At 63.6% G+C, this 18,461-nt stretch carries 20 protein-coding genes and 1 tRNA gene; 12 read left to right on the top strand and 9 right to left on the bottom strand.

Annotated features, from left to right (window positions below):
• Positions 1-27 precede the first annotated feature (27 nt).
• Both cmk and rpsA read left to right on the top strand, forming a co-directional pair.
• The gene (gene cmk, locus AB4Z53_RS04935) at positions 28-666 is read left to right on the top strand and encodes a (d)CMP kinase (protein ID WP_113538871.1); all 639 of its coding nucleotides are present in this window, start codon (positions 28-30) and stop codon (positions 664-666) included.
• Between the two features lie 147 nt (positions 667-813).
• The gene (rpsA, locus tag AB4Z53_RS04930; protein ID WP_113538940.1) at positions 814-2,538 is read left to right on the top strand and encodes a 30S ribosomal protein S1; all 1,725 of its coding nucleotides are present in this window, start codon (positions 814-816) and stop codon (positions 2,536-2,538) included.
• An 86-nt stretch (positions 2,539-2,624) separates the two neighbouring features.
• Here the strand turns inward: rpsA and AB4Z53_RS04925 are convergent, their stop codons facing one another.
• On the bottom strand, positions 2,625-4,217 hold the full coding sequence (locus AB4Z53_RS04925) for a hypothetical protein (protein WP_441595028.1): 1,593 nt from the start codon (positions 4,215-4,217) through the stop codon (positions 2,625-2,627).
• A 320-nt stretch (positions 4,218-4,537) separates the two neighbouring features.
• Between AB4Z53_RS04925 and AB4Z53_RS04920 the strand changes: the two genes are divergently transcribed.
• Positions 4,538-4,867 carry a DUF6665 family protein gene (locus AB4Z53_RS04920; protein ID WP_113538873.1) on the top strand — a complete coding sequence of 110 codons (330 nt, stop codon included), beginning with the start codon at positions 4,538-4,540 and terminating at the stop codon, positions 4,865-4,867.
• On the opposite strand, the gene AB4Z53_RS04915 is transcribed toward AB4Z53_RS04920, so the two are convergent.
• Complete coding sequence (locus AB4Z53_RS04915) at positions 4,868-5,629, bottom strand: hypothetical protein (RefSeq protein ID WP_441595026.1); 762 nt, start codon at positions 5,627-5,629, stop codon at positions 4,868-4,870. It abuts the gene before it with no gap.
• Between the two features lie 184 nt (positions 5,630-5,813).
• The gene (locus AB4Z53_RS04910) at positions 5,814-6,311 is read right to left on the bottom strand and encodes a BA14K family protein (protein ID WP_441595024.1); all 498 of its coding nucleotides are present in this window, start codon (positions 6,309-6,311) and stop codon (positions 5,814-5,816) included.
• A 213-nt stretch (positions 6,312-6,524) separates the two neighbouring features.
• On the opposite strand from AB4Z53_RS04910, the gene AB4Z53_RS04905 reads away from it, so the two are divergent.
• From AB4Z53_RS04905 to AB4Z53_RS04895, 3 genes are all read left to right on the top strand, one after another.
• Positions 6,525-7,958 carry a phosphomannomutase gene (locus AB4Z53_RS04905; protein WP_441595022.1) on the top strand — a complete coding sequence of 478 codons (1,434 nt, stop codon included), beginning with the start codon at positions 6,525-6,527 and terminating at the stop codon, positions 7,956-7,958.
• A gap of 77 nt (positions 7,959-8,035) precedes the next feature.
• Positions 8,036-8,122: transfer RNA gene (locus AB4Z53_RS04900), tRNA-Leu, on the top strand.
• Positions 8,123-8,403: 281 nt separating this feature from the next.
• Positions 8,404-9,357 (top strand): adenylate/guanylate cyclase domain-containing protein, encoded by a 954-nt coding sequence (locus tag AB4Z53_RS04895; RefSeq protein ID WP_441595020.1) that lies wholly within the window; start codon positions 8,404-8,406, stop codon positions 9,355-9,357.
• Positions 9,358-9,360: 3 nt separating this feature from the next.
• Here the strand turns inward: AB4Z53_RS04895 and AB4Z53_RS04890 are convergent, their stop codons facing one another.
• The 3 genes from AB4Z53_RS04890 to AB4Z53_RS04880 all read right to left on the bottom strand — a co-directional run bounded on the left by AB4Z53_RS04890 (position 9,361) and on the right by AB4Z53_RS04880 (position 13,092).
• Positions 9,361-11,367 (bottom strand): adenylate/guanylate cyclase domain-containing protein, encoded by a 2,007-nt coding sequence (locus AB4Z53_RS04890; protein ID WP_441595018.1) that lies wholly within the window; start codon positions 11,365-11,367, stop codon positions 9,361-9,363.
• A gap of 151 nt (positions 11,368-11,518) precedes the next feature.
• Positions 11,519-12,547 carry a hydroxyacid dehydrogenase gene (locus AB4Z53_RS04885; RefSeq protein WP_441595016.1) on the bottom strand — a complete coding sequence of 343 codons (1,029 nt, stop codon included), beginning with the start codon at positions 12,545-12,547 and terminating at the stop codon, positions 11,519-11,521.
• A 233-nt stretch (positions 12,548-12,780) separates the two neighbouring features.
• Positions 12,781-13,092 carry a hypothetical protein gene (locus tag AB4Z53_RS04880; RefSeq protein WP_113538880.1) on the bottom strand — a complete coding sequence of 104 codons (312 nt, stop codon included), beginning with the start codon at positions 13,090-13,092 and terminating at the stop codon, positions 12,781-12,783.
• A gap of 107 nt (positions 13,093-13,199) precedes the next feature.
• Between AB4Z53_RS04880 and AB4Z53_RS04875 the strand changes: the two genes are divergently transcribed.
• Positions 13,200-13,826, top strand: a complete 627-nt coding sequence (locus tag AB4Z53_RS04875) for a ribonuclease D (protein ID WP_113538881.1) — start codon at positions 13,200-13,202, stop codon at positions 13,824-13,826.
• Positions 13,827-13,878: 52 nt separating this feature from the next.
• On the opposite strand, the gene AB4Z53_RS04870 is transcribed toward AB4Z53_RS04875, so the two are convergent.
• Both AB4Z53_RS04870 and AB4Z53_RS04865 read right to left on the bottom strand, forming a co-directional pair.
• Positions 13,879-14,238 (bottom strand): YqaA family protein, encoded by a 360-nt coding sequence (locus AB4Z53_RS04870; RefSeq protein ID WP_113538882.1) that lies wholly within the window; start codon positions 14,236-14,238, stop codon positions 13,879-13,881.
• A 68-nt stretch (positions 14,239-14,306) separates the two neighbouring features.
• Entirely contained in the window at positions 14,307-14,588 is a 282-nt protein-coding gene (locus AB4Z53_RS04865) for a SelT/SelW/SelH family protein (protein ID WP_113538941.1), read from the bottom strand.
• A 218-nt stretch (positions 14,589-14,806) separates the two neighbouring features.
• Here AB4Z53_RS04865 and AB4Z53_RS04860 point away from each other — a divergent pair, with 218 nt between their 5' ends.
• Positions 14,807-15,262, top strand: coding sequence for a DoxX family protein (locus AB4Z53_RS04860; RefSeq protein ID WP_113538883.1), 456 nt, complete (start codon positions 14,807-14,809; stop codon positions 15,260-15,262).
• A 95-nt stretch (positions 15,263-15,357) separates the two neighbouring features.
• Here the strand turns inward: AB4Z53_RS04860 and rnk are convergent, their stop codons facing one another.
• Complete coding sequence (gene rnk / locus AB4Z53_RS04855; RefSeq protein ID WP_113538884.1) at positions 15,358-15,762, bottom strand: nucleoside diphosphate kinase regulator; 405 nt, start codon at positions 15,760-15,762, stop codon at positions 15,358-15,360.
• Between the two features lie 355 nt (positions 15,763-16,117).
• Here rnk and AB4Z53_RS04850 point away from each other — a divergent pair, with 355 nt between their 5' ends.
• The 4 genes from AB4Z53_RS04850 to AB4Z53_RS04835 are packed head-to-tail and all read left to right on the top strand — an operon-like array spanning position 16,118 to position 18,446.
• Entirely contained in the window at positions 16,118-16,873 is a 756-nt protein-coding gene (locus tag AB4Z53_RS04850) for a type 1 glutamine amidotransferase (RefSeq protein ID WP_441595012.1), read from the top strand.
• The gene (locus AB4Z53_RS04845; protein ID WP_441595010.1) at positions 16,870-17,349 is read left to right on the top strand and encodes a GFA family protein; all 480 of its coding nucleotides are present in this window, start codon (positions 16,870-16,872) and stop codon (positions 17,347-17,349) included. The genes AB4Z53_RS04850 and AB4Z53_RS04845 overlap by 4 nt, the downstream gene beginning before the upstream one ends.
• On the top strand, positions 17,346-17,918 hold the full coding sequence (locus tag AB4Z53_RS04840; RefSeq protein WP_441595008.1) for a sugar O-acetyltransferase: 573 nt from the start codon (positions 17,346-17,348) through the stop codon (positions 17,916-17,918). Before AB4Z53_RS04845 ends, AB4Z53_RS04840 begins: the two co-directional genes overlap by 4 nt.
• A gap of 24 nt (positions 17,919-17,942) precedes the next feature.
• The gene (locus AB4Z53_RS04835; RefSeq protein WP_441595006.1) at positions 17,943-18,446 is read left to right on the top strand and encodes a GNAT family N-acetyltransferase; all 504 of its coding nucleotides are present in this window, start codon (positions 17,943-17,945) and stop codon (positions 18,444-18,446) included.
• The last annotated feature ends 15 nt before the right edge of the window (positions 18,447-18,461 follow it).

The following is an 18,461-nucleotide window of genomic DNA, read 5'->3' as shown; positions in this document are numbered from 1 at the left end:
CGACCATTTACATATGCAGGTTGGAAAATGACGTTCACCATCGCCATCGACGGGCCGGCCGCAGCCGGCAAGGGTACGCTGTCGCGCCAGATCGCCGAGGAATACGGCTTTCATCATCTCGATACGGGCCTGACCTATCGGGCCACCGCCAAGGCGTTGCTGGATAGCGGCCTGCCGCTCGACGACGAGGCGGTCGCCGAGAAGATGGCCCACGATGTCGAGCTGGCCGGGCTCGACCGTTCGGTGCTTTCCGCCCACGCAATCGGCGAGGCGGCGTCGAAGATCGCCGTCATACCGGCGGTGCGTCGGGCGCTGGTCGAGGCGCAGCGCGCCTTTTCGCAGCGCGAACCCGGAACCGTCCTCGACGGCCGCGACATCGGCACGGTCGTCTGCCCGGATGCGCCAGTGAAGCTCTACGTGACCGCCTCGCCGGAAGTGCGGGCGAAGCGCCGCTACGACGAGATCGTCGGCAATGGCCAACCGGCTGATTATGCGGCCATCTTCGAGGACGTGAAGAAGCGCGACGAACGCGACATGGGTCGCTCCGACAGTCCCTTGCGTCCCGCCGAAGACGCGCACTTGCTTGATACGTCTGAAATGAGTATAGAGGCGGCGTTTCAGGCCGCGAAGACTTTGATCGATGCGGCTCTGATGAAGAAGATCTGAAGAAGAGCCCATCCCCGACTTGGTCAGGATCGCTCTTCTTGCATAAGCCTGAAATTCCGTCCACGCGCCGGATTGCCCCTTTGATGGGGCGGACTGGGTTCAGGCCTGTTCAACACCAGCCCCCGGCGCATGTGCGTCTCGAATGAGATGCATGCAGGAGATTCCATGTCTGCTACCAATCCTACCCGTGACGATTTCGCCGCCCTTCTCGAAGAATCCTTCGCGAAGACCGATCTCGCCGAAGGCTATGTTGCCAAGGGCATCGTTACGGCCATCGAAAAGGACGTCGCCGTTGTCGACGTCGGTCTGAAGGTCGAAGGCCGCATCGCTCTGAAGGAATTCGGCGCAAAGGCCAAGGACGGCTCGCTCAAGGTTGGCGACGAAGTCGAAGTCTACGTTGAGCGCATCGAAAACGCGCTCGGCGAAGCCGTTCTGTCGCGCGAGAAGGCTCGCCGCGAAGAGAGCTGGCAGCGCCTGGAAGTGAAGTTCGAAGCCGGCGAACGCGTCGAAGGCATCATCTTCAACCAGGTCAAGGGTGGCTTCACCGTCGATCTCGACGGCGCCGTTGCCTTCCTTCCGCGCTCGCAGGTCGACATCCGTCCGATCCGCGACGTCACCCCGCTGATGCACAACCCGCAGCCCTTCGAAATCCTCAAGATGGACAAGCGCCGCGGTAACATCGTCGTGTCGCGTCGTACGGTTCTCGAAGAGTCCCGCGCCGAGCAGCGTTCTGAAATCGTTCAGAACCTTGAAGAAGGCCAGGTTGTCGAAGGCGTCGTCAAGAACATCACCGATTACGGTGCGTTCGTCGACCTCGGCGGCATCGACGGTCTGCTCCATGTCACCGACATGGCATGGCGCCGCGTGAACCATCCGTCGGAGATCCTGAACATCGGCCAGCAGGTCAAGGTTCAGATCATCCGCATCAACCAGGAAACCCACCGCATCTCGCTCGGCATGAAGCAGCTCGAGTCGGATCCGTGGGATGGCATCGGTGCGAAGTACCCGGTCGGCAAGAAGATCTCCGGTACCGTCACGAACATCACCGACTACGGTGCGTTCGTCGAGCTCGAGCCGGGCATCGAAGGCCTGATCCACATCTCCGAAATGTCCTGGACCAAGAAGAACGTACACCCCGGCAAGATCCTGTCCACGAGCCAGGAAGTCGACGTTGTCGTTCTCGAAGTCGATCCGACCAAGCGTCGTATCTCGCTCGGCCTCAAGCAGACGCTCGAGAACCCGTGGCAGGCATTCGCGCATAGCCACCCGGCTGGCACCGAAGTTGAAGGCGAAGTCAAGAACAAGACCGAATTCGGCCTGTTCATTGGCCTCGACGGCGACGTTGACGGCATGGTGCACCTTTCCGACCTCGACTGGAACCGTCCGGGCGAGCAGGTCATCGAAGAGTTCAACAAGGGCGACGTCGTTCGCGCTGTTGTTCTCGACGTCGACGTCGACAAGGAGCGCATCTCGCTCGGTATCAAGCAGCTCGGCAAGGATGCAGTCGGCGATGCCGCCGCTTCCGGCGAACTGCGCAAGAATGCCGTTGTTTCGGCCGAAATCATCGCGATCAACGATGGTGGCATCGAAGTGAAGCTCGTCAACCACGAAGACATCACCTCGTTCATCCGCCGCGCTGACCTCGCGCGTGACCGCGACGAACAGCGTCCGGAGCGTTTCTCGGTTGGTCAGGTTGTCGACGCTCGCGTCACCAACTTCTCCAAGAAGGACCGCAAGATCCAGCTGTCGATCAAGGCTCTGGAAATCGCTGAAGAGAAGGAAGCCGTTGCTCAGTTCGGTTCGTCCGACTCGGGCGCTTCGCTCGGCGACATCCTCGGCGCGGCTCTGAAGAACCGCCAGAACAACGAGTAATCGTTGCCTGACATCTGAACTGAAAAACCCGCGGAGAGCGATCTCCGCGGGTTTTTCTTTGGTCGAAAAGTGTCCGTCTCGCCGCCTCAGCCAAGGCCGCCAAGTCTGCGGTAGAGATCATAGGCGTCGGGTGCGTCGGGCGTCGTGTCTTCGGACACGGCTTCGTCCGTTGCCTCTGTTCCGTCCCCTTGGCCCTGGCCCTCGCCTTCGTCAGTGCTTTGGTCTTCGTCCGATGCTTCGTCTTCCGATCCGCCAGGCATTTCGTGACTGAGGTTTTCGGTCTCCGCCGCATCGTTGGCGACCGGCGGGTAGGGGATCATGGCAAAGGGAATGGCTTCGCGCGGAAGGCCGTTTTCCACCAGCCTGGCGATGACCTGCTGCATCGTCTGTTCGTCGGCTGCCCGTTGCGGCCGCATGTCTGCCGGCATGCGTTGGGCCGCTTTCGCGTCCTCGGACTTGTCGTCAAGCAGGGGCGGCAGGGTGTTGCTGCCATCCGGCGTCTCACGCATACGTGCTGCGGCGTCGGTCGCGCGCGCTGGCATGGCGGTTTCTTTGTCCGGGACCGGTGCTGACGCGTCCGCTCCATCGGCGTGCGCGGTGGCCGGCTTGGTCTCGGTGCCGGGAGTTCCAGGCGGGGCCACGCTGTCGCGAATGAGCGTCTTGATCGCCTCGAAGAGCACCCGCATAGGCCTGGCTTCCGGATTGGCGCGACTGGCCGCGGCGGTGGTCTTGGTGTCGCTCTCCTCCTCGGCATCGGGCATCGGGCCATAGGTGCCGTCTGGGTCCACATCCTCGGTGGATTCGGCAGAAGCATCGGCATCGACTGGTACCGCTGTGATCTCGCTGGTCGATGCCTCGATTTCGACATGCCCGCTATTGGCGGTTTCTTCGGGTTCGGGCCGGAGCGGGGGCTGCGGCGCTGCTTCCTCGACTTCGCCTTCGCCGGTGAGCAGGGCAGCGGCACTTTGGATCGGCGTGCCGTCTGCTGCAGCGGGCTTCCCCGTGCTTGCGCGCGTTTCGTGTCGCTCGGCCGGTACGCCGGTCCGACCTTTCGAAGGCGCCTCAGTCGTTCCGCCCTGGTCAAGGTCGTCGCCCTGCGGCTCGAGCAGGTCGCTGTCGTTGCCGGCCCCGAAGGTCTTTCGCAGTACCGCTTGCAACAGTGCGACCTCGCCGGCGGCAGGCAAGCGTGTAGCGCCCGGGTTGAACGGCATGGCCGGCTGGAGGGAGGGATTGCGCAGGATGACGTCGCGCGCCTGGGCAGGCATCGGTGTTGCCGTGCTGCTCGGCGCGTTCGCGCCGTTGCGGATCGCCGGTAGGTCGGCAAGCAAGCCAACCCGGATGGAAAGGTTGCGCCCGCCGAGCTGGCGTTCGAGCAACAGGCGATCGGACGCTGGCATCGATTCGAGGAAGGCCACGAGGCGGCGTACGAAATCCCGTCCACCTTCCTGGGGCAGGGGAGGGAACTTCAGGATACGCGCCAGATCCTCCATCAGCCGCACCAGTGCGTCCTTGGAGAGGATTTCACGGCCCGAGAGATGCCGGGTCAGTGCGTCCAGGATCTTCTGGATGGCTTCGCCGCGTTGGCCGGCGGGCAACAAGGCTGTCTGCGGCTGCGCTTTGGCGCTCGTGTCTTCTGCGGTAGCGGCCGCGGCTCGGGCCGTCTGGATGGGTATCAGCATTCTGGTCTCCATCTCGCTTGACCTCGGGTTGACCAGTCGTCGTTGACCGACGAAACGCGGGTGCACGCTAGGGCACGGACCGATTTCCGGCTCGCGTGCGGATAGTTCGCTTCGCTACATACGGGTTGGCGCCTCATGCGCGTCTCGGCCAATGGCCGGACAGCCGCGACACCGTCGCGGATAGGGGAATCGGCATGATGTCCGAGGTTAGGTGAAAGAGGTTTATGAAATCTTAACCATGTTTCGATGGCGGCAACGATCCGCGCCCCTTGCCTGCCGCCCACCGCAGCGCCATCTTCAGGGCTTCCGAGGAGTTCCGGATGACCGTTCGTCCCCCAAAAGCCCTGAGCCCGACCTTCTCGACCAACGGCGCCTTCAGTGTGCTCGAATACGAATTGATGTCCGAGCGGGCCGACGCGCTCGGCCGCCATGGCCTAAAGGTGGAAAAGGCGCTTGCCGCGCTCGCGGCGCTCAAGCCGGAAGCCACCTCCGATCTGCGCGAGCGACTACTCGATGACGCCTCCGACGCTGTCTGGGCGTTCTTCATTCAGCGCGAGATTTGCGGGCTGCGGGACAGCCGCGACGCCGTTCTTCGTTATGGCATCCCCAAGGAGGTCATGGCGCGCCTGGGTATCGTGCGCAAGAAATGATCAGCCAAAGCTCTGGCTGGCGAGGCTGTAAAGGCCGATCTCGTCGAAGCGGATGAGCTTTGCCTGTCGCGCCTCCTGCTGGTCGGCGATGGACTCCAACTCGTCCTTGAGCTGGAGTCCGCGCACGCGTTCCTCCTGCTCGTCGAGCGACTGCTTGTCGGTGCTGCGCGTCGGATCGTTGCGTAGACTGTCGACCTGGGCCTCCTCGGCCGATCCGGATTCCGTCGCCGATTTCAGGCGATCCACCGCCTTTGCAGCCTGTGCCTGGCTTTGAGCGCTCTTGTCGCTCGTCTCGCCGAGCGCCGCCTTCAGTATCTGGTTCTCCCGGCCACCCGGATTTTTGAGCGCCTGGGTCAGTTCGGCAAGCGTAACGCCGAGCTTGTCCAGCCCAAGCCGCTCTTCGACCTTGGCGACGTCCCCTGGCTCAAGCGCCTTGATCTGGTTGTCGACGGCCCGTGCGAAAGCGGCATCAGACTTGAACGCCTCGCGGTCGAGCTCGAAGAACGCTCCGACCTGACGGATGAGCGCGGCGCGATTGCTGTTGGGGTCGTTCTGGGTGCGGTCGAAGAAATGGGCGTTGATCTTGTCGTTGGCCGCCTTGCGGGCGCCATCGGACTGGACCTGCGCCTTCAGGACCTTGTCGTCCTTTGTGCCCTTGGCCTTTTCCTCTTCTTCCGCCTGCCGCTTTTCGATGTCCTTGAGGATCGAGCCGACCAGGCTGGTCGTTGCGGTGGCAGTCGATTGCTGAGTCGGAAGCAGCATGTTTCATCCCCGGACAGCATCGTGGCGCTTTCCGGAACGGTAGGCCGTCGCGGTTAATGCCGGCTTAACCGAAGTCTCCCACAAGTCGGGACCGATCGGACACACGGAACGCCATCTCCACGCTTGCGCGCGGAGAAACATGAGGCGCCTTTGCCTTCATACGGCGTCGCGCAGCAGGTCTCGTCTATCGGTAGGGCGAATAGCAGACCTTGTAGGCGCCGCCATAGCTCAAGAACCGGTTGGTCGCCGGATTGTAAGAGCGGTAGCGCGACATGCACCAGCTGACATGTGAGCCGCCGTGAACATATCGGTCGCGATAGTAGTAGTTACCGCCATAGTAGCGACGCGGGTAATAGCCGTAGCGGGGGTAGTAACCGTAGCGGGGGTAGTAGCCGCCATAATAGCCACTACCATAGTAGCCGCCCGAGCCGAAAGAGAAGCTCAGCCCCGAGCCGTAGTACGGTCCGCCCCAACCGTGACGGTAGTAGGGTCCACCCCATCCGTGGCCCCACCCGCCGCCCCAGTAGCGCCGGTGGTAGTACTGCACATTTTGGACGTCGCCCTGTGCCTTGATCTGGAGATCGGGTGCCTGGATAGGCATTGCCTGGACAGGCCCGATGGCGGTGATCAGGGAGGTGGCGGCCAAGCTGCAGCCGATAACGAAATCGCGAAATCCCGTCATTTTTTCCTCACTTTCAGAAGGTCATGTCTTCCGGTTGTGTCCCTGCCTGTATTACGTTTGTTTTTCTTGGTTTATTCATGGCGCCGGGCGCTTTGCGCAGTTGCGGGAACCGCTGGATCTCCGCCCGTTGCCCTCTACTGTACGATGCGCCTATCCTTCAGTCGTGTCACTGCGGTTCTTTTCCGATCCTTTCCCCCGTCAGCGAGGTACGCGATGCAATTGAAGTTTGGCACCAGTGGCTTGCGCGGCCTCTCCGAGGAACTGAAGGGTGAGCCATCCGCGCGCTATGCGACGGCCTTTGCCCGACACCTCGTGGCGTCCGGCCACAGCCGGCCCGGTGACGCCATTCTCATCGCTCGCGATTTTCGCGATTCGAGCCCTGAGATCGCGGCCGTTTGCGCCGCTGCGCTGGCACGCGAGGGTCTGCGTGTTTTCGATTGCGGTGCGGTGCCGACCCCGGCGCTGGCGCTTTACGGCCTCGCCAACAAGGCCGCGGCCTTGATGATCACCGGTTCCCATATTCCGGCCGACCGCAACGGCATCAAGTTCTATCGTCCCGACGGCGAGATCGACAAGGAGGATGAGGTGGCGATCAGCGGCATCGCCGACGGGATTGCGCACCAGATCGCGCCAGTCGCCGATGCCGGGATCGGGGAAGACCATGCAACCCGGGTCGCCGCACTCTTCATGGCAAGGAACCGGCAATTGCTGTCCGCCGGCGCGTTGTCCGGCCTCAAGGTGGGCGTGTACCAGCACAGTACCGTGGCGCGCGACCTGATTGCCGAACTGCTGGCTTACTTTGGCGCCGACGTCGAGGCCCTGGGGCGCTCCGAACAGTTCATTCCGGTCGATACCGAAGCGGTATCGGCGGAGACGATCGAGCGGCTTCAGGAATGGGCGCGCGAACACCGCCTCGATGCGATCGTGTCGGCGGATGGTGACGGCGACCGGCCCCTGGTCGCCGACGAGAACGGGCTGCCCTTGCGCGGCGATCTGCTCGGCCTGATGGCCTGTGGTTTTCTCGGCGCAAGACTTGCCGTCACTCCGGTAACCTCCAACTCCGGCCTGGACGGCAGGGAAGGGCTCGCTGTCCAGCGCACTCGCGTGGGCTCGCCCTTCGTGATCGCGGGCATGCAGCAGGCGTTGAAGGACGGCGCGCAGAAGGTCGCCGGCTTCGAGGCCAATGGCGGCACGCTGACTGCGAGCGCCTTCGCGGTCAATGGCGCAACGCTCGAAGCGCTGCCCACGCGCGATAGCTTTCTGCCGATCGTTGCGGCGCTGGCAGCGGCCGCTGAGGCCAAGCTGTCGCTTTCTGCGCTCGCCGCGTCCTACCGGCTTCCGGTGGCGCTCAGTGATCGGCTCGAAAACTTCCCGGTCGAAACGAGCGCCCGGCTGATGACATTTCTGCGCGCAGACGAAGCAAATCTTGCGAAATTCCTGGCGCCGATCGGCGGCGTCGCTGCGGTCAGTGACATTGACGGGCTGCGCGTGACGCTCGACGATGGCCGAATCATCCATTTCCGCCCGTCGGGTAATGCGCCCGAGATGCGGTGCTATGTCGAAGCGGAGACGCCGGAAGCTGCCGAAATGCTGCTCTCAAGAGGTCTATCCACAATCCGCCGTTGGTCGGAAACCGCTTCGAGTTGAGTTTTTTGCAATCCGACACGAAAACTTCAAAAAGCCTGTTGACACTTTAGCCCGGGCCTTCTACACCCCCGCTCGTCGCCCAGATGGCGGAATTGGTAGACGCGCCAGCTTCAGGTGCTGGTACTCGAAAGGGTGTGGAGGTTCGAGTCCTCTTCTGGGCACCAAATTCCCAAGCCAAATCGTTGATTTGGTTTTGAAAAACCCCGGCTTGCCGGGGTTTTTTCGTTTCTGGATTTTGGCCGGAATTCGACACGATTTTCCGCCGAGCGGCACGCACGCTTGCTTTAAAATGGTTGCGCGCCGTCGTTATTTTCGCGCGACGTGCCTTGAAGCTTCGATCTCCAGCATTGATATTCTATCCGCAACGCAGGGGCGTGCGGACCGTGCGAACGCGGCACCATGCAATCGTCCGCCGGAATGGCGGAACTTGAGCGAGGATGAGGCGATGTCTGAGACGCGTCGCAAGCTGACGACAATCCTATCCGCGGATGTCCAGGACTACACCCGGCTGATGCGTGCCAACGAGGAGGGCACGCTCGCCACTCTGAAGCGCTATCGCGATTCCATGGGGCGGCTCATCGAGGCGCATGAGGGCCGCGTGGTCAACACCTGGGGCGACGGCCTCATCGCGGAATTCCCGAGCGTCGTTGAAGCCGTGCGCACCGCGGTCGACGTGCAGAACGAACTGGCAGGCTGCAACGAGAACTGCCCCGCCGACGAACAGATGCTGTTTCGCATCGGCATCAATCTCGGCGACGTGATCGCCGAGGGCGACGACCTCTACGGCGACGGCGTCAATGTCGCAGCGCGCCTGCAGGCTTCCGCTCCTGCGGGCGGCATCGTCATTTCGAACACGGTCTACGACCAGGTGCGCAATAAGGTCGCCGTCGGTTTCGATTTTCTTGGGCCGTTGGAGGTGAAAAACATCGATGGCGGCGTGCCGAGCTATGCGGTGCGCATCGGCATTGCTGATACCCGCCCGGCGCTCAGGAGAGAAACCTTTGGGCGTCCCGGCGATGGTGCAGCTTCGGACGACGGGCGCGCCCATCCCAAGCCAAACCAGGGCGGCTTGATTGCCGCGGTCAAGACAGGATCGCTTCCCGTCCTGGCCGTCATCGCTGCCGGGCTGGTCGCTCTTAACCTGCTCACCTGGAACGGCGTGCTGTGGGCCGCCTGGCCGTTGCTCGGGCTTGGCATCCTCGCCGGCCTTGCCTGGCTCAGAACCAACCGGCGGGTGGACCGCGGCATCGGCGTGCTGGCGCTTTCCGGGCTGGTGCTTCTCACCATCAATCTGTTGACCTGGCGCGGCGTGTTCTGGGCCGTATGGCCGCTGCTCGCCTTTGCCGTGGTGGGTGGCATTCGCTGGGTAACGCGTCAGAAGCGCAGCCTCCGGTCCTGAGCCCTACACGCGGTCCTTCGCGCCGCCAGAAGCGTCATCGGGCTTTGTCGGCAGAGAATCCGCCGCCGCCGGTTCTTCCGGCTCGGCGCCCAGCACCTCGTAGATCTCGAGCGCAGAGGCGCGGCCCTTGGCCTGCGCCGAACCGAGCGGCCGGAAACGGATGGCCTTGCCGGCCTGGGCGACGACCGCGCCGCTTGCCATGATCGTGGTGTCGTAGTTCTTGTTCATGCCTTCCAGGCGGGAGGCGACGTTCACCGTGTCCCCCATCGCCGTATATTGCAGCCGCTCCTTGGCGCCGACATTGCCGACGACGGCTGTACCGGTGTGGATGCCGAAACGGGTGCGAAACTCCGGAAGCCCCTTTTGGCGCTGGGCTTCGTTGAAGACACGCAAGCGCTCCTCGACCGCCAGCGCGCACCGACAGGCATGTTCGGCATGTTTTTCGTCCGGCGCCGGCGCGTTCCACATCGCAAACACCGAGTCGCCGAGAAATTGGATGATCGTTCCGTCGTGCTCTCCCACCGTCTCGCTGAAGATGTCGAAATACTCCGACAGCATCGCCACGACCTCTTCGGGCGGATACTTCTCGCTGAGCGTGGTGAAATCGTAGATGTCTGTGAAGACCGCCGTCACCTCCTGTCGCCAGGCGGAGCGGCCGCTGAACTGGCCGGACTCGATGCCTTTGCGAACCAGTTCCTTGGGCACGTAGAGCGCGAAGGTGAAGATCGCGTCCCGTGCCCGGTTCATGGCTCCACCGAGTGTGGAGATCTCGCTGACATGCGACGAGACGTCGATGGGCGTGGTGAAGTCGAGATCCTGCAGCCGGTTGGCGCTGGCGGTCAGCTGGTTGAGCCCCTTTGTGATCAGGTGCGCGAGCACCAGCGAAGCAAGCACCGCGAGGGCCACGACCGAACCGGAAATCGCCAGCCCCTGCACGAGCGTCTGGTTCGCCTCTGCCATCAGTTCGTCGAGCGGTGCAGCCACCACGGCGCGGTTGCCGGAGAGAAGCAGTGCAGATTCGAGCGGCGTCACCATGACGAGATAGGTTCGGTCTCCGACCTCGACGAAGTCTGCCTTGCCGGGCTCGGGCGGATGGAGGCGGATACTCTGGATCAGCGGGTCGCTATCGGCCTGCACGATCGGGCTATCCTTGCCCTTCGCCGCCATGATGCGACGCATCATCACCCGGTCCGAATGGATGATCGGACGCCCGACGGCATCGAGGATGAACGAGACGGAACCGGTCGTCAGCCGCTCGCGGGCAAGAAAATCGGTGATCGTATCGAGAATGACGTCCGCGCCGATGACGATCTGAGGATTGCCGCGATGCGCCTGCGAGATTGTCATCCCAAGCGTTTCGGTCGTGGCACTTTCATATGGGCCGGTCGAGACCGCGGCCTTTCCGTTGACGGCCGCGCGGTACCACGGACGGGTCCGCGGATCGAAGCTGGAAGGCGGAAGCCGCCGCTCGGAAAATTGCGTCCCGTCCTTGTCCAGGAAGAGCACGCGCTGAAGAGGCTTGCCGTTTGCATCCTTTTCCATCGAGCGCACGGCAATGGCAGCACCACGCGGCGCGTCGAGTGCCATGCGCCAGGCGATCTGCTTGAGGTCGACCACCTGAAAGAACGCGCCGTTGGGATAGCCGACATAGACACCGTCGATATGCGGCGAGCGGGTGATGCCCTCGCGCAAGACCGCCACCTTGTCGTTCATGCGCTCTGGTGGCGGCACCAGGAAGGAATTGGCGACCGAGGAGACGAGGTTGACGAGGGCCGAGGTATCGCCGGAGAGCACGCCCAGCCGGTCGACGAGGCGGTTCATGAAACCGCGCATATTGGCCTCGGCGTCGGCGATCGCGGCGTTGCGTGAGCGATGATAGTCAAGCCCGACGAGCGTGGCGGAGACGACGATCAGCATGGCAACAATGACCAGGCTGAACAGCGATCGCAGCGAGCTGTTCCAGCCTTCGCGCGTTCTGCTTCGTCGAGTGTCGGGCGTCGTGTCTGCCATTGCGGTTCTCTGGTCCGTACCGATCAACTGACGACGACCTTAACGTGCAAGGATGGTCGCATGTGCAAGGAAAGTTAAATGCGAATCCCATAAAACACGTTAATCGGCGGGATGCACGCCCCGCCGACATCCGCCGCAAAAAATCGGTGGCTCAGTTCACCGTCACAGGCTTTGAGCGCATGCGCGCGACGGTTTCTCGCTCGGCCCGCTTGCAGCGCATCGGCGGCAGGTTGCGGTCCATCAGATCCATGTCCTCGAGCACCATCTCGCCCATCTTCTTGAAGGCGCTGTCGAGCGCGCCGGCGCGATGGGCCGAACGCAGAAAGCCCGGCAGGCGGCGAACCGGGTGGTCGAGCGGCAGCGGCTCTTGCGGAAAGACGTCGCTGGCCGCCACGATATGGCCGCGTTCGACGGCTGCCATCAGTGCATCGAAATCGACGACGCCGGCCCGGCTCAGGAGGATGAAGGCGGCGCCAGGGCGCATGCGGGCAAAGGCCTTTTCGCCGAGGAAGCCTTCGTTCTCGCTGGTGACCGCGGCGACGACGAAGACGAAGTCGCTGTCGCCGAGAACCGTATCGAGCGACGCGGGCTCGACGCCGTTGTCCCTCAGGATCGAGGCCGGCATCCAGGGATCGAAGACGCGGATCCTGGCACGGAAACCGGAGAGCACGCGGTTCAGCGCCTTGCCGAGATCACCGAAGCCGATGATGCCGATGTCTGAGCCGGAGAGGAGCCGCGCCGAGCGGTTGCCGTCGCCGCCCCAGAGTTCGTGCCCCTCGCGGAAGGCAAGGTCGGCGTCGACGACACCGCGGGCGATGTTGAGCGCCATGGCAAGGCCGAGTTCGGCGACCGGCTCGGCAAAGACCTGGCCCGTGGTCACCACATGGATGCCGCGTTCGAACAGCACCTCGTAGGGCATGTTGTTGATCAGGTTGCTCTCGACATTGAGGATCGCCCTGAGCTGGCCCATGCGCTGGAGCGTAGCGTGATCGAGCGGCGGCTGGCCGATGATGTAGCGCGCTTCAGCCAGAACCGCGTCGCCGACCCCGGCGATATCGTCCGGGTCGGCTTCGACGATCCGGTAGCGCTGGTGCAACTCCTTCAGTGCTTCCGGCGTGAAGATGAGGTCGAGCGTGCGTGGCGCGGGCGCGCTGATGGCAAGCGGTCTCGTATCGGACATGGTTCCTCCCACGGCGTGTTTCCCTCAATCCTAGCCGATCAAAGGATAAAGACACGCAGCAATTCAAGGTGCTGCAGCAACCTTTGCACGCCTGAGTACGTCACGCGGCGCTATGGGCGGAGGCCCCTCCGCTTGTACGGTCAGACTGGGAACAAGTTCGCGTCTCGCCAGGCGGCATGGTCCTCAAGGCGGCAGGCTCGCGAGGAGCCCGCCAGGCGCCTTGGCGCGCCTCTTCAATAGCCGAGACCGCGTTTCTGGCGGTAGAGCGACGGCGGCAGACCGCTGCCCTGGAAGACCGGACCATCGCCTCGGCGGCAATTGTAGATCGTGTCGTAGACGGGACCGCCGCGCGCTGACGATTCGAACGGATAGTTGCGGTCGACGAAGGTCTGTTCGCAGACCGTCTGGTCGTTGCCGCCATTCAACGGATCCATCTGGCGCACGCCGGGCAGGTCCCGGTAGCTCTGTGCCGGTGCCGGGATGGCGGAGAGCCCCAGTGTCAGCGTGAGGGCCGAAAGGGCGAGGGCGGGGCGAAGAGAGGTCATTGCAGGACTTTCGAACGGGCGACCGTCGGGCGGGATACGGTAACGGTATCGCCGGCGCCAAACTTGCGCTATAGGCCACACCACTTCGTTTGATCTGGGGATTTTCGATGCCGAATGCAATACGGGTCCATGAAGGCGACATTTCCGCAGCCGATGCCGCGCGCTATCGAGGCGCGATCGCCATCGACACCGAAACGCTTGGTCTCATCCCCCGCCGTGACCGTCTCTGTGTGGTGCAGCTTTCGCCGGGCGACGGCACGGCCGATGTGATCCGCATCGCCGCCGGGCAGAAGGAGGCACCGAACCTCGTCGCCATGCTCGCCGATCCGGCCCGCCAGAAGATCTTCCATTTCGGCCGCTTCGATATTGCCGTGCTGTTCCACACCTTCGGGGTGACGACGACTCCGGTCTTCTGCACCAAGATCGCCTCGCGGCTGACGCGGACCTATACCGACCGCCACGGCCTCAAGGACAATCTCAAGGAAATGCTCGACGTCGACATTTCCAAGCAGCAGCAGTCGTCCGACTGGGCGGCGGATATCCTGTCGCCGGCGCAGCTCGAATATGCGGCTTCCGATGTCCTGCACCTGCACGCGCTGCGCGACAAGCTGACGGCACGCCTGATCCGCGATGGTCGCATGGAGCACGCCGATGCCTGTTTCGCTTTCCTGCCGACGCGTTGCAAGCTCGACCTGCTTGGCTGGGACGAGACGGACATCTTCGCTCACAGCTAGTCCGTGAGCGCGATTTCGTGATGGCTTCGCTTGGCCTCGGCTCGCGCGGGTGTCAGGGCGTGATGTACAGAACGACGGCATAACGCGCCGCCTTGCCGATCGTGACGAACAGTAGGAACAGCGGCAGCGACATGCGCAACAGGCCCGCGACCAGCGTTAGCGGATCGCCGATGACGGGCAGCCAGGAGAGCAGCAGCACCGGTTGGCCGTAGCGGGCAAAAAGCGCCTCCGCTTTCTGACGGTTTGCTGCGGAAACCGGAAACCAGCGCCGCCCTTCGAACCGGATAAGAAAGCGCCCCAGCGCGAAATTGACGACGGCACCGAGCACGTTGCCGAGTGTCGCCGCAACGAAGAGCGCGGGGCGACCGGTCTCTCCGTGCAAGGCGGCAGCAACGACTGCGGCTTCCGACATGCCGAAGAGCAGCGTCGCTGACAGGAATGCGGCGGAAAAAACGCCGGCAAGAATTCCGAAATCCAGGATCAGCTCCTGTCCGTATGGCCGAGATCGCGCTCCGGCTCGATGATGTCGCGGATGCGCTGTTTCAGTTCCTTGGGGCCGGGGAAACCGCCGTCGCGCTTGCGTTCCCAGATGAGCGCGCCATCGACGCGGATCTCGAAGTTGCCGCCGGTGCCGGGAATGAGCGCCACTTCGCCGAGCGACTGCCCGAAGGTCTGCAGCAGTTCCTGCGCCATCCAGCCGGCGCGCAGGAGCCAGTTGCACTGGGTGCAATAGAGGATGGTGATGCGCGGCTTCTGGTCCATCGGATTGGTCTCGGACGTGTGTCGGGCGGCGACCATACTGGCGGCGCCGGGCGGAAACAACTGCGTCGTCGCGCCTCACGCGCTCACGCCGTACTCACATAATTGTCAACTTATTTAGTCATGTTTTTATCGGCCTGCAGCTTGCTTTGAGAACGCGCCGCGGCGAGAGAATGCGGCATTGCACAAATTGTCGCACCCAACCGCCGGAGAGGCCATTCATGACCGACGTCACCGCTTCCAGTTCCCGCCCGCGTTCCATCCTGCCGGCTCTGGAAAAGATCTATCTGCCGCTCGACACATCAGCCGAAACGCTGCTGCGTGTGCTTGCCGGTGTGCTGCTTGCGGTTCACGGGTTCGGCAAGATCACCGATCCCTTTGGTGCGATCGGCATGGTCGAGGGCCTCGGCTTCTATCCTGGCGTCTTCTGGTCGCCGCTGCTCGCCGCGACAGAATTCTTCGGCGGCATTCTGATTGCGATCGGCCTGCTGACGCGCCCGGCTGCCTTTGCCGGTATGATCGTTCTGCTCGTCACCGTCTACTTCCACGGCATCGTGCAGGGTGAGGGGCTTTTCGGCGCCGAGAAGTCCATTCTCTGGGCGGCGATCCTGTTTTTCTTCGCCATCCGCGGCGCCAACAGCCAGTCGGTCGACGCCAAGCTTGGCAAGCAGTTCTGATCGATCGAACGATTGTCAGGGAAACGGGGAGGCGGTGGAAACCGGCCTCCCCGTTTTGTATTGCGCCATGGTATGCCCACGCCGCCGGCCTGTCTTCAGGCGCTTTCCTTCGCCGTCACGCTGCGGATAGTCATGCGATGGACCTTGCCCGACCGGTCCTGCCAGTCAATCGACTGGCCGACGGAAAGGCCGATCAGCGCCGCACCAACGGGTGTCAGCACCGAAATGCGTCCGGCCTCGATATCGGCCTCGCCGGGGTAGACGAGCGTTACCTGCTTGGCAAAGCCATTGTCCGCCTCGAAGGCGACGGTGGAGCCCATCTGCACGCTGTCGGCGGGCAGCGCGTCCGGTGCGCCGGTGCGGGCCCGGTCGAGTTCGGAGAGCAGCGCTTCGGCCACGTCCGGCACGCGGTCGAGCGCGGAGGAAGCCAGCGCCGTCAGCCGCTTGTGGTCCTCGGCGTTGATGATGATGGAGGGAAGTTTCTTGCGGGATGCCGTCATGATGTGACCTGCCGTGTTCGGCCGTGGCGCCCACGGGCGCACTCGGAATAGATTGTCTGGGAATTCGGCGCTCGTTCAGCCGCGTTCAGAAATTTCTTCTGCGGACGCGAAAGGCTCCCCTTACCCGGAGAGCGCACACGTCCGGGCTGGGGTCAGGTTCCTGCGATCGGGCACACCCGGAAGCAGTGATATGAAGAAGTCGTCGACATCATGATGCCCCGAAAGTCGGAAAGTTTGACCGGGAAGTCAAGACCCGCGGCGGACGCGGCAAAGCGCAGGGCGGATCATCGCGCCTCTTGAACGACGGCCGCGCTCGTGGTCAATCTCGATTTGCGACGGCAATGGGAAGGTGACGATGCGCGTATTGGTGGTTGAAAACATGGCGAAGACCGAACTCGGCCAGGTCGGCTCGGCACTTCGCGAAGTCAAGGCGCAGATCGAGATCCACCGCGCCTATCTGGGTGATCCCGTGCCTGAAACGCCCGACGGTTACGATGCGCTCGTCGTGCTTGGCGGCGAACAGAGCGCGCTCGACGATGCCGCCTATCCCTATCTGCCCGATCTCGCCGCATTGATGCGCGCCTTCGGCGAAAGTGGGCGCTCGGTGCTCGGCATCTGCCTCGGAAGCCAACTTCTTGCGCGCGCCTATGGCGCGGAAAACCTGCTGGGCGCCGCCAAGGAGTTCGGCTGGTGCCGGGTGGAGGTCCGCGGCGAAGGCGCTGAGGACCCGGTGCTTTCCAGCGTCGGCGAAAGCTTCCCGATTTTCCAGTGGCACGGAGATACCTTCACCCTGCCCGAGGGCGCCGTTCATCTCGCCGAAAACGCCGTCACCACGCATCAGGCCTTCCGCATCGGCCGCGCCGCCTATGGCACCCAGTTTCATTTCGAGGCGGACACGCACCTCGTCGAGGACTGGAACCGGGCCTTCCCGGACACGATCAACCGGCTCGACCCCACCTGGCTAGCCCGCTATCGCGAGCACGCCGCCCGTCACGGCCGGGAGGCCGATGCCGCGGGCCTGGCGTTGGCGCGCGCCTGGGTCGCGACGATCGTCCGCCAGGATGGCGCATCGACGACCACGGATCCGGTACTCGAGGAGATGGACGGATGAGCGAAGCACTCAACGGCGGCTGCTTCTGCGGCAGGATCCGCTACCGGCTGAAGGCGGCGCCGATGTTCGTCAATTGCTGCCACTGCTGCGACTGCCAGCGCCAGGTCGGCAGCGCCTTCGTCGTCAACGGCGTCATCGAGCGCGACAACATCGAGCTTGTCGAGGGCGAGCCAGTCGTCGTCACACTCCCCACCGACAGTGGCCGCCCGCACGACGTCTATCGCTGCGCCGCCTGCCAGACGGCGCTCTGGAGCGATTATGGCCGCCGTGGCTGGCTCTCCTTCCTCCGCATCGCGAGCCTTGACCGCCCATCGGATTTCCCGCCGGACGCCCATATCTTCACCCGCTCCAAGGTTAAGTGGCTGTCGCTCGAAGGCGGCGCCCCGGCCTTCGAGATCTATTACGACATGAAGACGATGTGGCCGGCCGAAAGCCTGGCGCGGCGAGAAGCGGCAGAAGCAAGGGCTGGGGCGTGACCGCGAGCGAACGCGACAAGATGGCGGCCGGGCAATGGTATTCGTGCCTCGACGCCGAACTGGAGGCGCTGCGGTTGATCGCGCGTGTCGCGGTGCACCAGCACAACACCGTGGCGCCAGCCGAGCGCGGAAGCATGGCGCCGGCGCTGCGCGCGCTGTTCGGCGCGGTTGCCGATGATGTCTTTATCGAGGCGCCGTTCCATTGTTCCTACGGCATCAACACAAGCCTTGGCGCCCGCGTCTATCTCAATGCCGGCTGCACGATTCTCGACAGCGGCCGGGTGACGATCGGCGAGGGGACGATGCTGGGGCCGAACGTGCAGATCTACTGCGCCGATCACCACAGGGATGCGGTGTTTCGCAGCCAGGGCCTCGAGGTTGCCAAGGCGGTGACGATCGGCGCCGATGTCTGGATAGGCGGCGGCGCCATCATCCTCGGTGGCGTGACGATCGGCGATAGCGCAATCGTCGGCGCAGGCTCGGTGGTGACGAAGGACGTGGCGGCAGGCGCCGTGGTTGCCGGCAATCCGGCCCGCCTGCTGCCGCGGGCAGCGAACTCAATGCTTTAGACCTTTTCAAGGAGTATTTCTCATATGGCCGATGCGACGAGAACGATCCATGTCCGCCCGGCGCGGCCCGACGATGCGCCGGCGCTCACAGCCTTCCTGAACGAGATCATCGAGATCGGCGGCACCACTGCCCATCAGACGCCGTTCACGCCGGAGAGCTTCGTGGCGCACTATCTCGCCGGCCCAGGCTTCGTTTCCTGCTTCGTCGCCGAGGATGAAACCGGCGCGCCCTGCGCCTTCCAGGCGCTGGACCGCTGGGACGGTATACCCGCGGACTGGGCCGACATCGGCACCTTCTCGCGCCCCGGCAACAGGGTGCGCGGCGCCGGCACCGCGCTCTTCGAAGCCACTTGCGACTACGCCCGTTCGATCGGCCTCAAGGCGCTCAACGCTACCATCCGCGCCGACAATACGGGCGGCCTGACCTATTATGGCAAGATGGGGTTCACCGACTACAAGGTCGACAAGGCCGTGCCGCTGGCGGATGGCCGGCCGGTGGATCGAATCTCGAAGCAATATGTGCTTTGACGGGCGCGCAAGCAC

The sequence above is a fragment of the Ensifer sp. 2TAB8 genome, assembly GCF_052115125.1.
Classification (GTDB): Bacteria; Pseudomonadota; Alphaproteobacteria; order Rhizobiales; family Rhizobiaceae; genus Ensifer.
The sequence above is the reverse complement of the archived record's forward strand: the minus strand, read 5'-3'. Positions and strand labels throughout refer to the sequence as shown.